This is a genomic window from Streptomyces sp. NPDC093984 (assembly GCF_044764595.1).
In the GTDB taxonomy this organism is placed as follows: Bacteria; Actinomycetota; Actinomycetes; order Streptomycetales; family Streptomycetaceae; genus Streptomyces; species Streptomyces cynarae.
Genome location: NZ_JBIWIM010000009.1, coordinates 110549 through 124911, shown reverse-complemented (window position 1 = coordinate 124911; position 14363 = coordinate 110549). Strand labels below are relative to the sequence as shown.

Below are 14363 nucleotides of genomic sequence, written 5' to 3'. Positions count from 1 at the left end.
CTCTCTCAGCCCGACGTCGGGACCTGGGGCCTCAGCAGCGCGAGCAGGCGGGTCGTACGCGGCTTGGCCTGGATCTCCGCCACGGCCCGCGGCAGGGCCTGGTCCGCGCCGTGCACCACCGACAGATGGCGGACCGCCCGGCCGAAGGCCGTGTAGACCCACGGCCTGGTGAGGCTCTGTGCGGCGTCGCCCGGCAGGACCACGACCACCGCAGGCCACCGCTGCCCCACCGCCTGGTGCGCGGTCAGCGCCCAGCCGTGCCGCAGGGTCTGCTCCACCCGCTCCTTCGGCACGACCACGGAGACGCCCGCGCACTCCAGGTGCAAACCCTCGGCGTCGCCCTTGACGACACGGCCCGGCAGCGTGCGCCCCGGCGCGGGGGAGTAGGCGATCCGGTCGCCCGCATCGAAGCCGCCGAAGCGACCCGGGCCCGGGTTGAGCCGCTCCTTCAGTGCCGCGTTCAGCGCGCGGGTGCCCGCGGCGCCGCCGTGGCCCGGCGTGATCACCTGCGTCTCCTCCGCCGGAACCCCGATCGCCCGCGGCACCGAGTCCGCGACCAGCTGCACGGTCCGGTGGACCGCCTCCCCGGCGTCCCGCACCGGCACGATCACGACCTCCTTGCCGGGCGCGTCGACCTGCGGCAGCTCACCGATGCCGATGGCGGAGACGAGTTCGCCGAGCGGGCCCGGGTCGGGGGTCCGCGAGGCGATCTGCGGGCACACGCGCGCCGCGAGCAGGTCCCCGAACACGCGCCCGGGGCCGACCGACCACAGCACGCCCGGGTCGCCGCTCAGCACCAGCCGGGCCCCGTCGGGCAGCGACTCGACGAGCAGGGCCGCCGTCTCGACATCCAGCTGGGGCGCGTCCAGCACGATGAGCAGATCGAGGTCCAGCGCGCCGTCCGCGTCCCGTCCCGGACCCTCACCACCGGACAGGAGGCCCGCGACGGTGGCGAGCGGCGCGTGTGCTCGCTCGTCGTCCGGCAGGCCGAGGCGGGCGAGCAGCGCGCCGAACTGGTCGCGGCCGGCCGGGCCGTGCGTGGCGGCCCAGGCGCGCAGCCCGAGCCGGCGTGCCTCGCGCAGCAGCGTCGCCGGCTCGATGCGGGACGCCTCCGACCCGGTGTGCAGCACCAGGCCGTGGCCCGCGACCGCACCGATCAGTTCCGCCGCGGAACCCGCCGCCGACCGGGCCGCCCGCTGCCAGTCCTCCGCCGCGCCGTCCTCCTTCGGCACGGAGTTGACCAGCCGGGCCAGTCCGTCGGCGAGGCTCTCCTCCGCGAGCGCGTACCGCTCCAGCCCGATCAGGACGCGCACCGGGCGCTCCTGCTCCTCGTCGCCGCCCGGTGGGGCCGACTCCAGCGCGTCCTGGAAGACCAGGGCCTCGCCCTCGGCGATGGTGTCGCGCACGGCCGCCTCGGGGTCCGGCACCTGGCGCCGGCCGAGCGCCGCCTCCAGGGCCGGGACCTCCAGGGCGGTGTGCCCGGCCAGGGCCGCCTGCTCCAGCAGCCACACCGTCATCGCACGGGCCCGGCGCTCGTCGTCCGGGCGGCAATCCGCGCCGAGCAGGCCCCGGGCGAAGGTGTCGGCCTGCTCGGGGCGCACTCCGAAGACGCGCAGCAGCTGCCAGGGGTCCGAGCGCAGCCGCGCCTGCGCCCCCTCGCCGAGCGCCTCGGCGACCTGGGAGGCGAGCGTGTCAGGGGCGCCGCCCTCGGCCAGGACCGCCCGCACCGACGCCACCGCCTCGGCGGCGGGAGGCGCCGCGGCCGCCGCCACGGGCTGGGGGCGCCGCGCCGGCTCGGGGGCCGTGGGGCGGCGCGGTGCGGGTGTGGGCTCGCTGAAGGCGCTCGCCACCGGCTTCTCACCGCTCTCCACGGCCCGCACGGCGGCGAGCAGGTCGGCGGCCTTCCCACTGAGCTTCCCACCGGCCTCGAGGGGGCCCTGCTTCGCGGCCTTCCGCCGCTCGATCCGCTCCCGCTCCACCCGCTGAGCGGCCAGCTCGGCCTCGGCCTCGGACATCTCGGGCGCGGCGCCCTCGCCGCCGGCGTCCTGCGAGGGACCAGGGGAGCCGTCCGCCGGGTCCGGGCCGCCGGCCGCCGGCGTCTTGTCCCCGGAGCCCTCTGCGAGCCCCTCTGCGGGCATCGGGTCCGCGGCCCTGTCGCTCCCCGCGCCGCCGCCCCCGGCGGTCCCGGCCCCGTCCTCCGCCCGAGGGGCCGTCTCCGTCGTCTCCGGGTCCGTGGTCACAGCGTGCTCCAGTCGTGATCGGGATAGCGGTGCACCGGGGCCGACACATCGTCCAGCGCCCGGCAGATCTCGTCCGGAAGACTAAGCGCCTCCACTGACAACGCCGCCGTGAGCTGCTGCGCGTTGCGCGCGCCGACGATCGGCGCGACCACCCCCGGCCGGTCCCGCACCCACGCGAGTGCCACCTGCAAGGGCGTCGCGGCGAGCCCGTCGGCGGCCGTCTGCACCGCGTCCACGATGCTGTTCGCCGTGTCGTCGAGGTAGGGCGCGACGAACGGCCCCATGTGTTCCGACGCCCCGCGCGAGTCGGCCGGTGTCGCGTGCCGGTACTTGCCGGTCAGCACACCCCGGCCCAGCGGGGACGACGGCAGCAGCCCGACCCCCAGGTCCAGCGCCGCGGGCAGCACCTCCCGCTCCACTCCCCGCTGCAGCAGCGAGTACTCCATCTGTGTGCTGGCGATCCGGGTCCTCACGCCCGGCGCCGCGAGTTGCCACGTCGCCGCCTTCGCCAGCTGCCAGCCGCAGAAGTTGGACACCCCCGCATACCGTGCCCGGCCGCTGGCGACCGCCAGGTCGAGCGCCTGCAGGGTCTCGTCCAGCGGGGTGTACGGGTCGAAGGCGTGGACGTGCCAGACGTCGACGTAGTCCGTGCCCAGGCGGGTGAGCGAGGCGTCCAGCGCGGCGAGCAGATGCCCTCGCGAGCAGTCGAAGCGGCGGTCCGGGTCGGGCACGCTGCCCGCCTTCGTCGAGATGACCAGGTCCCGGCGGGGCACGAGCCCGTCCATGAGCCGTCCGAGCAGATACTCGGCCTCCCCGTCCCCGTACACGTCCGCCGTGTCGACGAGGGTCCCGCCCGCCTCCCAGAACACCTTCAACTGGTCCGCGGCGTCGTGCTCGTCCGTGTCGCGGCCCCACGTCAGGGTGCCGAGCCCGATCCGCGACACACGAAGGCCGGTACGGCCGAGATGCCTCTGCTCCATGAACGCCGAGATTACGGCCTGAACTCGGCTCATGGGGGGCCTGTGGACAACGCGTTTCCCCCGTCGGTGAGGGGATTTCCGGGGGGCCCGCCCCCACGCTAAGGTCGGGCACCAAGGGACGTTACTGATCGGTAAGGGGAATGGGCCATGCAGCTCGGGATCAACCTCGGCTACTGGGGCGCCGGAATGGACGCGGACAACCTCGCCGTGGCCCAGGAGGCCGACCGGCTCGGATACGCGGTGTGCTGGGCCGCCGAGGCGTACGGCTCCGACGCGGCCACCGTGCTGTCCTGGGTCGCCGCCAAGACCGAGCGCATCGACGTCGGCTCCGCCATCTTCCAGATCCCGGCGCGCCAGCCCGCGATGACCGCGATGACCGCCGCCACCCTCGACTCCCTGTCCGGCGGCCGCTTCCGTCTCGGCCTCGGCGTGTCGGGTCCGCAGGTCTCCGAGGGCTGGTACGGCGTCAAGTTCGACAAGCCGCTCGCCCGCACCCGCGAGTACGTGGAGATCGTACGGAGGGCGATGACCCGTGAGCGGCTGACGTACGAGGGCGAGCACTGGACGCTGCCGCTGCCCGGCGGCCCCGGCAAGCCGATCAAGCTGACCGTGCACCCGCAGCGCGAGCACATCCCGCTCTACATCGCCGCCATCGGCCCGAAGAACCTGGAGCAGACCGGCGAGATCGCCGACGGCGCGCTGCTGATCTTCCCCTCCGCCGACCACCTCGAGGAGACGGCGATCCGGTATCTGCGCGCCGGGCGTGAGAAGGCCGGCAAGACCCTCGACGGCTTCGACGTCTGCCCCACGCTCCCGCTCGCCCTCGGCGACGACAAGGACGTGGCCGCGCTCGCCGACACCTTCCGTCCCTACACAGCCCTGTACGTCGGCGGCATGGGCAGCGCCAAGCAGAACTTCTACAACCAGCTCGCCCAGCGCATGGGCTACGAGAAGGCCGCCGCCGAGGTCCAGGAGAAGTACCTGTCCGGCGACAAGCAGGGCGCGGCGGCCGCGATCCCGCACGAGCTGATCGACCGGACCACCCTGCTCGGCTCCGTCGACCGGATCGCCGACCGCATGAGGGCCTACGCCGCGGCCGGCGTCACCACGCTCAGCCTGGCACCGGCGGGCTTCACCCTCGAGGAGCGGATCGCGGGGCTCAGGGCCGGAACGCAGGCCCTGGAGCGGGCCGGGCTCGCGTAGCGGGTAGCAGGCGAAGAGGTCTCTGCGGCCGTGGTGGGGGCTCGGGGGTCTTCCCCGCCACGGCCGTCACCGAGAACAACGCTCCGCCACCCGCGCGGTTACGGCCCGAACCCAGCCCGCCCTCCTCCTTTCGGCCGAGTAACCCCCACGCAGCTGTTGCAGCACCTCCAGGGCCCCATTTGACTCGGTTTGACTCGATCGTCGCGGGTCCTGCAGAGAGGTGCGCCCATGCTGTCGGCCAAGAGCCTGTTCCAGGAGATCCTCGACCACGACGAGTCGTTCCGGCTGTTCTGCTCCATCGCGGCCCGCGGGGAGGCGCAGGGCGGCTGGGAGAACGGGCGCATCGCCCGACTGGTGCCGGAGAGCGAACGCGCGCTCGCCCCCAAGATCTCCCGCCACGGCGCGGACGAGGACAAGCACGGGCGCATCTTCCACGCCCTGCTCAAGAAGCGCGGCCTGCAACCCGTACCGGTGCCCCCGGAGACCGACTACACGATGCTCCTGGAGCGCCGGGGCATCGGTCTTCCGCACGCGAGGCTCAAGGCGGACCAGCCGCTCACCGTGCGGGACATCATCGTGTACCTGGCGCACAGCCGGGTCACCGAACAGCGCGCCGCCGAGCAGATGCTGATGCTGCGCAAGCACTTCGGGGACCACCCGGACATCGGCCGGGCCGTCCGGATGATCTCCGACGACGAGGACGACCACCTCGCGTACACCCACGAGGAACTGCTGCGCCTCACCGCCGCCGGACACGGCCGGTTCATCCGGCGCACCCTGCGCGCGTGCGCACTGGCCGAGATCCGCGTCCACCGGGACGTCAGCCTCGCGGTCATGGCCCACATGGCACGCATCCTCGGCTGGTCCGGAGCGAGGTCGGCGCTGCTCGCGACCGGAATCCACCTCCTCTACGCCTACGAGCGGCTCGTCGGCCGCCGACGCATGGTGACCCTGCGGACGCCCGAGCGGCGCGACGCGCTCGGCGGTCCGGCTACAACCAGCCCCGCTGCTTGAACAGCCGGTACAGCAGCACCTCGAGCACTGCCATGACCACGATCACCGCAGGGTAGGACCACACCCAGTGCAACTCCGGCATGTGGTCGAAGTTCATGCCGTAGATCCCCGCGATCATCGTCGGCACGGCGGCCATCGCCGCCCACGCCGAGATCTTCCGCATGTCGTCGTTCTGCCGCACGCTGGTCTGCGCCAGATGCGCCGACAGGATGTCCGACACCAGCCGGTCCAGGCCCTCCACCGACTCGTTCACCCGGGTCAGATGGTCGTTGACGTCCCGGAAGAAGGGCCGCGACCTCTCCTGCACGAACGGCACCGCCGTACCGTACGCGCCCTGCCCCGCCAGCCGGGCCGTCGGCGGCCCCAGCGGGACCGTCGCCCGCCGGAACTCCAGTACCTGCCGCTTGAAGGCGTAGATCCGGGACGCCGTGTGCCTCGAGCCTCCGACGGACGGCGAGAAGACCTCCGCCTCCAGCTCCTCCAGATCGGTGCCCAGCTCGGTCGCCACCTCCAGGTAGTGGTCGACGATCGAGTCCGTGATCGAGTAGAGCACCCCGGTGGGTCCGTGCCGCAGCATCTCGGGCTGCTGCTCCAGGTGACGGCGGACGTCCCCGAGCGGCATGTCCACGCCGTGGCGCACGGTCACCACGAACGAGTCGCCGAGGAACACCATCAGCTCGCCGGTGGAGACGGTGTCGCTGTCCGGCTCGTACGACACCGGCTTGAGCACCATGAACAGCGAGTCCTCGTAGACCTCCAGCTTGGGCCGCTGGTGCGCCTTCAGGGCGTCCTCCACGGCCAGCGGATGCAGTCCGAACTCCTTGGTGACCAGCTCGAACTCGTCCTCCGTCGGCTCGTGCAGGCCGACCCACAAGAACGTGTCCGACGAGGCGCGCGCCTGCTCCAGCGCGGTGGAGAGGTCCTCCGGCCCCTCGTCCCCCTCGTTGCGGCGCCCGTCGCGGTAGACCGCGCAGTCGACGATCACGGAGCGCACTCTCCTCTCACTCGTACCCGGGCACCGGCGGGGGTTTGACGACAAGACCTAGGCTGGTCGTCATGCCCACGTTGCTCCTCGTCCGGCACGGACGTTCCACCGCCAACACCGCGGGACTCCTCGCCGGCTGGATGCCCGGCGTCGCTCTCGACGAACGCGGCGCCGCGCAGGCCGCGGCCCTGCCCGGGCGGCTCGCCGAGCTGCCGATCGCCGAAGTCGTCACCAGCCCCCTGCAGCGCTGCCAGGAGACCGTCCAGCCGCTCCTCGACGCCCGTCCCGAGCTGCGCGCCCACACCGACGACCGGATCGGCGAGTGCCACTACGGCGACTGGTCCGGCCGCAAGCTCGCCGAGCTGAAGGACGAGCCGCTGATGGAGGTCGTCCAGGCGCACCCGTCGGCGGCCGCGTTCCCCGGCGGGGAGTCGATGCGGGCGATGGCGACCCGCGCCGCCGAGGCCGTACGGGAGTGGAACGCGCGTGTGGAGCGCGACCACGGTGCCGACGCCGTCTACCTCATGTGCTCGCACGGCGACATCATCAAGTCTCTCGTCGCGGACGCACTCGGACTTCATCTCGACCTCTTCCAGCGGATCTCCGTGGAACCGTGTTCCATCACCGCGATCCGTTACACCCGGCTGAGGCCATTTCTCGTTCGTCTCGGCGACACCGGCGATTTCTCCTCCCTCGTGCCGCGTCCGGAAGCCTCGGATCCGGACGCCACGGTCGGGGGCGGTGCGGGCGCACCGTGATCGTCGAGCGCAGTAGGGTGAAGCGGTCGAACGAGCGCAGTGGTTGTTCAGCGTAGTTGTCAGCAGTCCCACAGGACCGGCGCGGTCCGCCGGTCCCGACCCCGATCCAATGGAGACAGGACGTGTCCCGTCAGGTGTTCCTCTACGACCCCCCGGACCGCTTCGTGGCCGGTACGGTCGGGCTGCCCGGGCGCCGTACCTTCTTCCTGCAGGCCTCGGCCGGACCCCGGGTGACCAGCGTGGCCCTGGAGAAGACCCAGGTCGCGGCGCTCGCCGAGCGCATGGACGAACTGCTCGACGAGGTCGTGCGCCGCAGCGGCGGCAGCGCCGCCGTCCCCGCCGTGGCCCCCGCGGAGATCACCGACACGGCCCCCCTGGAGACGCCCATCGAGGAGGAGTTCCGCGTCGGCACCATGGCGCTCGCCTGGGACGCCGAGGAACAGCGCATGATCGTCGAGGCCCAGGCCCTCGTCGAGCTGGACGCCGACTCCGAGGAGGACCTCGCCGAGGCCGAGGAGCGGCTGCTCCAGGACGAGGAGAACGGTCCGCCGATGCTCCGGGTCCGGCTCACCGGCGCGCAGGCCAGAGCCTTCGCCAAGCGCGCACTCGACGTCGTCAACGCCGGGCGGCCGCCGTGCCCGCTGTGCAGCCTCCCGCTCGACCCGGAAGGACACGTATGTCCGCGCCAGAACGGATACCGCCGCGGAGCGTGACCACGGCCGAACTGCTCGCAGAGGGCGAGCTGACCGTGCGCGGCCGCATCCGCGACGCGTCCAACGCGGCGCTGTACTGCACGGTCTCCCACGACGGCCGGGAAGCCACCTGCGTCTACAAGCCCGTCGCCGGGGAGCGGCCCCTGTGGGACTTCCCGGACGGGACGCTGGCCCAGCGCGAGGTCGCCGCGTACGAGGTGTCGGAGGCGACCGGCTGGGGGCTCGTGCCGCCCACCGTGCTGCGCGACGGCCCCTACGGCGAGGGCATGTGCCAGCTGTGGGTGGAGGTCGTGCCCGACGGTGAGCTCCTCGCCCTGGTGGAGGGCGAGGAGCCCGAGCCGGGCTGGAAGGCGATCGGTCTCGCCGACGTCGGCGACGGCGAGACGGCGCTGCTCGTGCACGCCGACGACGAGCGGCTGCGGCGGCTCGCCGTCCTCGACGCGGTCATCAACAACGCGGACCGCAAGGGGGGCCATCTGCTGCCGGCGGCCGGGGGGCGGCTGTACGGGATCGACCACGGGGTCACGTTCAACGTCGAGAACAAGCTGCGGACGCTGCTGTGGGGCTGGGCGGGGGAGCCGTTGACGGGGGAGGCGGTGGAGGTGCTGAAAGGACTCAGGGACGGGCTCTGCGAAGGGGGCGCCCTTGCCACCCGCCTGGCCGCACTGATCACCCCCGCGGAGGTCCGGGCGACGCGGGCGCGGGTGGAGGCGCTGCTGGAGTCGGGCCGGCACCCGGAGCCGAGCGGGGAGTGGCCGGCGATTCCCTGGCCGCCGGTGTGACGTACGTGCGCACCGCTGCGGGCAGTCGTCCCCCAGTGCTTTGACGGCCCTACCACCAGGCGCGGCACCGGTGTGCGCGGGGGCCTCCCTGGCCGAAGAGCTTGGGCGAGGCACCCTGCCGGCGCCGGTGAGCGAAACCCACGCCCGCCCGGCCGCGGCCGGGCGGAATGCACATGACCAGGGCTCCCGCAAGAGCGTCTTCCCGGTCATTCGCCGCCCCTGCGCCCCATCCGGTTCGTGGACAGAACTTCCCGCCGGTTACGCTCATGACATGCATGCCTGGCCCGCTTCCGAGGTCCCCGCCCTGCCTGGTCAGGGCCGCGACCTGAGGATCCACGACACCGCGACCGGCGGCCTCGTCACCCTCGACCCCGGTCCCGTCGCCCGTATCTACGTCTGCGGGATCACCCCGTACGACGCGACCCACATGGGTCACGCGGCGACCTACAACGCGTTCGACCTCGTTCAGCGCGTGTGGCTCGACACCAAGCGCCAGGTCCACTACGTCCAGAACGTCACCGACGTCGACGACCCCCTCCTCGAGCGCGCCCAGCGGGACGACGTCGACTGGGTGGCTCTCGCCGAGCGGGAGACCACCCTGTTCCGCGAGGACATGACCGCCCTGAGGATGCTGCCCCCGCGGCACTACATAGGCGCCGTGGAGGCGATACCCGGCATCGTCCCGCTGGTCGAGCGCCTCCGGGACCTCGGAGCCGCCTACGAACTCGAAGGGGACGTCTACTTCTCCGTCGAGTCCGATCCCAACTTCGGCAAGGTCTCCCGCCTGGACGCCGCCGCCATGCGCCTGCTCTCCGCGGAGCGCGGCGGCGACCCCGACCGGCCCGGGAAGAAGAACCCGCTCGACCCGATGCTGTGGATGGCCGCCCGCGACGGCGAGCCCAGCTGGGACGGCGGCTCGCTCGGCCGCGGCCGCCCCGGCTGGCACATCGAGTGCGTGGCCATCGCCCTGGACCACCTGGGGATGGGCTTCGACGTCCAGGGCGGCGGCTCCGACCTCGCCTTCCCGCACCACGAGATGGGCGCCTCGCACGCCCAGGTGCTGACCGGCGAGTTCCCCATGGCCAAGGCGTACGTCCACGCCGGCATGGTCGCCCTGGACGGCGAGAAGATGTCCAAGTCCAAGGGCAACCTCGTCTTCGTCTCCCGGCTCCGCCGCGACGGCGTCGACCCGGCCGCCATCCGGCTCGCCCTGCACGCCCACCACTACCGGTCCGACTGGGAGTGGACCGACCAGGTCCTCCAGGACGCCGTGGCACGGCTCGGCCGCTGGCGTGCCGCCGTCTCCCGGCCCGACGGCCCGTCCGCCGACGCGCTGGTCGAGGAGATCCGCGACGCCCTCGCGAACGACCTGGACGCACCCTCCGCGCTCGCCGCGGTCGACCGCTGGGTCACGCTCCAGCAGGAGAGCGGCGGCACGGACACCGGGGCGCCCGGTGTCGTGTCGCGGGCCGTGGACGCGCTGCTCGGCGTGGCTCTCTGAGCCCTTGCGCCGGCATGGAGCGGGGCGGTGCGCAACTGCGCACCGCCCCGTTCGGTCCTCCGGCGAGTCCTCGCCGCTCACTCCTCCGGCGAGTCCTCGTCCTCGCCGCCCGGCCGCGGCGGCTTCGGCGGACGCGGACGACCGCCGGGGTTGTCCCGCAGGAACGGGCCGCCCTCGCCGCCGTCCGCCGTGGCGTGCCCGCCGGGCGGACTGACGTCCCGTCGCCGCAGATACCGCTCGAACTCGCGGGCGATCGCCTCACCCGACGCCTCCGGCAGCTCGGCGGTGTCCCGGGCCTCCTCCAGCGTCTGCACGTACTCGGCGACCTCGCTGTCCTCGGCGGCCAGCTGGTCCACGCCCACCTGCCAGGCGCGCGCGTCCTCCGGTAGTTCGCCGAGCGGGATGCGCAGGTCGAGGAGGTCCTCCAGACGGTTGAGGAGGGCCAATGTGGCCTTGGGGTTCGGCGGCTGCGACACGTAGTGGGGGACCGCCGCCCACAGCGACACGGCCGGCACACCCGCGTGCGTACACGCCTCCTGCAGGACGCCCACGATGCCCGTGGGGCCCTCGTACTTGGTCTCCTCCAGGTCCATGCGGCGGGCCAGGTCCGGGTCGGACGTGGTCCCGCTGATCGGGACCGGACGCGTGTGCGGGGTGTCTCCGAGCAGGGCGCCGAGGATCACCACCAGCTCCACGCCCAGCTCATGGGCGAAGCCCAGCAGCTCGTTGCAGAACGAGCGCCAGCGCATCGACGGTTCGATGCCGCGCACCAGCACCAGGTCGCGGGGCTTCTCACCGCCGACGCGGACCACCGAGAGCCGGGTCGTGGGCCAGGTGATCTTGCGGACCCCGGCCTCCATGAACACTGTGGGGCGGTTCACCTGGAAGTCGTAGTAGTCCTCGGCGTCCAGCGCTGCGAAGACCTCGCCCTTCCATTCCCTGTCCAGATGCGCGACCGCGGTGGAGGCGGCGTCGCCGGCATCGTTCCAGCCCTCGAACGCGGCCACCATGACCGGGTCGATCAGCTCGGGAACCCCCTCGAGCTCGATCACCCAGCGCCTCCTTCCGACGTGCCCTCACGTACGCCCCAACCTTACGGCGTGCGGCGGGGGCGCCCGCAGTCCCCTGCCACGGGGGAGTGAACGGATGACTGCCCCGTCCGGGGCCGTCGAACACCCATGATCGCCTACCGGTGCGGCACGCCGCACGGGCGGCCCGCACCGTGGGGCCTCACAGGGTCGAGCGCAGCCACTGCTCGACGGACGCGATGTGCACGGTCGCCCAGGAGCGGGCCGCCTCGGCGTCGCGGTCGCGCAGGGCGCCGAGGATCGCGCGGTGCTCGCGCAGGGTGCGGCCGACCGCGTCCTCCTGGGTGAGGCCGCGCCAGATACGGGCCCGGGTGGTGGGCCCGGACAGGCCGTCAAGCAGGGAGCACAGCACCGAGTTGCCGGAGCTCTGCACGATCCCCCGGTGGAACTCCAGATCGGAGGCGACCAGCTCCTCCACCGAGGGTTCGGGGCCCAGCTTGTCCAACTGGGCGGTCAGCGCGTCCAACTGCTGCTCGCTGATGCGGGAGGCCGCCATGGCCGTCGCGGCCGGCTCCAGGATCCGGCGCACCGCGAGGAACTCCAGCACGGTGTCGTCCCGGTGGAAGTCCACGACGAAGCTCATCGCCTCGAGCAGCAGCTGGGGGTCGAGGCTCGTGACGTAGGTGCCGTCGCCCTGCCGCACGTCCAGGATGCGGATCAGCGACAGGGCGCGCACGGCCTCGCGCAGGGAGTTGCGGGACAGCCCCAGCTCCGCGGCCAGCTCGCTCTCCTTGGGCAGGCGGTCGCCCGGGCGCAGCGCACCGGAGACGATCATTTCCTTGATCTTCTCGATCGCCTCGTCGGTGACTGCCATGGCGTGCCTCCAGGTGCTCAGACATCCGATGTCTCGGCGTCATTATGCGGGTCAGCGGGCTGAACGGAACCAGGATTTCCCATGTCACCTCGCGAAACACGGGGGCCGTCGCCGGGGGCCGCCGTGGGCTCGCCGTGGCCGCTCGCCGTGGGCCGCTCAGCCCACCGCCTCCAGCTCCGCCAGCGCCGCCGCCTCGTCGAGCGTCGTCAGAGCCCGGTCCCGCATAAGGATCCGCCCGTCGACGACCGTGTCCCGCACGTCCGCGGAGTGCGCCGCGTACGCGAGCGTCGACCACAGGTCGTGCCGGGGCCGCAGATGCGGCCGGCCGACGTCGACCACGATCACATCGGCCCGCTTGCCCGCCTCCAGCGAGCCCAGCCGATCCCCGAGCCCCAGCGCGCGGGCGCCCTCGATCGTCGCCATGCGCACCGCCTGTTCGGCACCCACCGCGGTGGGGTCACCGGACGCCTTGTGCACCAGCGCCGCCTGTCGCATCGCGTCGAACACGTCCAGCGTGTTGGAGCTGACCGCCCCGTCCGTGCCGAGCCCGACGGTCACACCCGCGTCCAGCAGCCGCGGCACCGGCGCGATCCCGCAGCCCAGCTTGAGGTTGGACACCGGGCAGTGCGCGACCGCCGTCCCGGTACGGGCCAGCGCGGCGATCTCCGGGCCGGTCAGATCGACGGCGTGCGCGAGCAGCACATCGGGGCCGAGCACACCGAGCGAGTCCAGCAGCTCCACCGGCCGCCTGCCGTACCGCGCCTCGACGGTGGCGACCTCCGTCGCGTTCTCCGCGGCGTGCAGGTGCAGCAGCGCCCCGAACTCCCGCGCCAGCGCGGCGACCCCGGTCAGCTGATCCGGGCTCAGGGTGTAGGCGGAGTGCGCGAACACGACCGGCCGGAACCCCGGCCGCTCCCCGGTCCGCGCCGCCAGGTCCCGGCGCGCCCACTCCATGCGCTCCCCGTACGCCCTGCCGTCGGGGGAGTCCGGGACGTCCATGAAGGTGGGCCCGGCCAGCAGCCGCCAGCCCGCCTCCAGCGCCACTCGCTCGGCCGCCTCGTGGAACCAGTACATGTCCAGCGCCGAGGTCACCCCGGCCCGTACGCTCTCGGCGACGGCCGCCCGCACGCCCGCCGCCACGTGCTCCGGCGACAGCAGCTCGGCCTCCCGGCGCAGCACTCGCTCCAGGAAGCCCTGCAGGGTGACGTCGTCGGCGCAGCCGCGCAGCAGCGTCATCGCCAGGTGCGTATGGGCGTTGACCAGGCCCGGAAGGACCAGACAGCCCCCGGCGTCGATCTCCTCCCGAGCCGCGTACCGGGCCCGCAGCTCCCCGGCCGGCCCGACCGCGACGATCACCCCGTCCCGGACGGCGACGGCGCCCTCCCGAACCACGGTTCCGGCGTCGTCGACCGTCAGGACGTCACCGCCGTGCACCAGCAGGTCGACGGGCTCGCTCATCCCGCCTCCCCCTCCGCCAGCAGCCGCAGTGCCTCCAGCGAGACCACCGCGCCGCGCTCCACGCCCCGCGCGACGACCTGGCGGTGCGGGTCGTAGGCGCCCGCCGAGAAGGGGGACGCCTCGTCGACGAGTTCGTCGGCGTTGACGCCGTCCACCACGAGCACCCCGCCCGCGACCAGCCCGCGCAGCGAGGCGGTCACCAGCAGCGCGGACAGCTCCATCTCGATCGCCACCAGACCCGCCCTGTCATAGACGTCGAGCGGGATCAGCCCCGGCTGGAACGCCGCCCGCGTCCAGACGATCCCCCGGTGATGCGGCACCCCCGCCTCGCGCGCCGCGCGCTGGAGGGCGAAGACCGCCTCGGGCGCGGCCACCGCCGGGTACTCCGGCGGCAGCAACTGCCGGGTGACCCCGTCGTCGCGCACGGCCGCCTCCGCGATCACCAGGTCGCCGTCGCCGATCCCCGGCCTCATCGCTCCCGCCGTGCCGAACCGCAGGACGGTGTGGATCCCCGCGTCCGCCAGCTCCTGGAACAGCAGGATCGCGCCGGGCGCACCCACCCCGTGCGAGGCCACCGTCACCGGCAGCCCCTTCCAACTCCCGGTGAACACCCGGTACTCGCGGTGGTACGAGACCTCCTCGGCCCCCTCCAGCAGCGCGGCGACGGTCGCGACACGCGCCGGGTCGCCCACGACCACGGCGTACGGCGGCAGCCCGGTGCGTCGGATGCGGGCGATGGGGGACAGCTCCTGCGACATGCGGCGACTCCAGTGGGACGGATGTACGAACACCGTACGCAGCCCGGAGTCGCGCACAGGAGTCGCGTA

General features: G+C 73.1%; 13 protein-coding genes. 6 read left to right on the top strand and 7 right to left on the bottom strand.

Annotated features, from left to right (window positions below; all coding sequences use genetic code 11):
• Positions 1-5 precede the first annotated feature (5 nt).
• Both ACIRC0_RS28675 and ACIRC0_RS28670 read right to left on the bottom strand, forming a co-directional pair.
• The gene (locus ACIRC0_RS28675) at positions 6-2240 is read right to left on the bottom strand and encodes a helix-hairpin-helix domain-containing protein (RefSeq protein WP_403621405.1); all 2235 of its coding nucleotides are present in this window, start codon (positions 2238-2240) and stop codon (positions 6-8) included.
• A complete protein-coding gene (locus ACIRC0_RS28670; RefSeq protein ID WP_403621402.1) occupies positions 2237-3220 on the bottom strand; it encodes an aldo/keto reductase in 984 nt (327 codons plus the stop codon). Before ACIRC0_RS28670 ends, ACIRC0_RS28675 begins: the two co-directional genes overlap by 4 nt.
• 147 nt (positions 3221-3367) lie before the next feature.
• On the opposite strand from ACIRC0_RS28670, the gene ACIRC0_RS28665 reads away from it, so the two are divergent.
• Together ACIRC0_RS28665 and ACIRC0_RS28660 are read left to right on the top strand one after the other, a co-directional pair.
• On the top strand, positions 3368-4423 hold the full coding sequence (locus tag ACIRC0_RS28665) for an LLM class F420-dependent oxidoreductase (protein ID WP_403621399.1): 1056 nt from the start codon (positions 3368-3370) through the stop codon (positions 4421-4423).
• 228 nt (positions 4424-4651) lie between these two features.
• Entirely contained in the window at positions 4652-5437 is a 786-nt protein-coding gene (locus ACIRC0_RS28660) for a ferritin-like domain-containing protein (protein ID WP_403621396.1), read from the top strand.
• On the opposite strand, the gene corA is transcribed toward ACIRC0_RS28660, so the two are convergent.
• Complete coding sequence (corA, locus tag ACIRC0_RS28655) at positions 5415-6422, bottom strand: magnesium/cobalt transporter CorA (RefSeq protein WP_403621393.1); 1008 nt, start codon at positions 6420-6422, stop codon at positions 5415-5417. The two genes, ACIRC0_RS28660 and corA, sit on opposite strands and share 23 nt — an antisense overlap.
• A gap of 71 nt (positions 6423-6493) precedes the next feature.
• Here corA and ACIRC0_RS28650 point away from each other — a divergent pair, with 71 nt between their 5' ends.
• The 4 genes from ACIRC0_RS28650 (at position 6494) to mshC (ending at position 10176) form a co-directional block, all read left to right on the top strand.
• The gene (locus ACIRC0_RS28650) at positions 6494-7180 is read left to right on the top strand and encodes a histidine phosphatase family protein (protein WP_403621390.1); all 687 of its coding nucleotides are present in this window, start codon (positions 6494-6496) and stop codon (positions 7178-7180) included.
• Positions 7181-7302: 122 nt separating this feature from the next.
• Positions 7303-7893 (top strand): DUF3090 domain-containing protein, encoded by a 591-nt coding sequence (locus ACIRC0_RS28645; RefSeq protein ID WP_388571003.1) that lies wholly within the window; start codon positions 7303-7305, stop codon positions 7891-7893.
• Positions 7857-8675, top strand: coding sequence for an SCO1664 family protein (locus ACIRC0_RS28640; protein ID WP_403621386.1), 819 nt, complete (start codon positions 7857-7859; stop codon positions 8673-8675). Before ACIRC0_RS28645 ends, ACIRC0_RS28640 begins: the two co-directional genes overlap by 37 nt.
• A 271-nt stretch (positions 8676-8946) precedes the next feature.
• The gene (mshC, locus tag ACIRC0_RS28635; protein WP_403621383.1) at positions 8947-10176 is read left to right on the top strand and encodes a cysteine--1-D-myo-inosityl 2-amino-2-deoxy-alpha-D-glucopyranoside ligase; all 1230 of its coding nucleotides are present in this window, start codon (positions 8947-8949) and stop codon (positions 10174-10176) included.
• 77 nt (positions 10177-10253) lie between these two features.
• On the opposite strand, the gene ACIRC0_RS28630 is transcribed toward mshC, so the two are convergent.
• From ACIRC0_RS28630 to ACIRC0_RS28615, 4 genes are all read right to left on the bottom strand, one after another.
• Positions 10254-11228, bottom strand: coding sequence for a PAC2 family protein (locus ACIRC0_RS28630; RefSeq protein WP_403621380.1), 975 nt, complete (start codon positions 11226-11228; stop codon positions 10254-10256).
• A gap of 178 nt (positions 11229-11406) precedes the next feature.
• Positions 11407-12078 carry a FadR/GntR family transcriptional regulator gene (locus tag ACIRC0_RS28625; protein WP_403621377.1) on the bottom strand — a complete coding sequence of 224 codons (672 nt, stop codon included), beginning with the start codon at positions 12076-12078 and terminating at the stop codon, positions 11407-11409.
• 156 nt (positions 12079-12234) lie between these two features.
• The gene (locus ACIRC0_RS28620) at positions 12235-13536 is read right to left on the bottom strand and encodes an amidohydrolase (RefSeq protein WP_403621374.1); all 1302 of its coding nucleotides are present in this window, start codon (positions 13534-13536) and stop codon (positions 12235-12237) included.
• Complete coding sequence (locus ACIRC0_RS28615) at positions 13533-14294, bottom strand: nucleoside phosphorylase (RefSeq protein WP_403621371.1); 762 nt, start codon at positions 14292-14294, stop codon at positions 13533-13535. The genes ACIRC0_RS28620 and ACIRC0_RS28615 overlap by 4 nt, the downstream gene beginning before the upstream one ends.
• Positions 14295-14363: the final 69 nt, after the last annotated feature.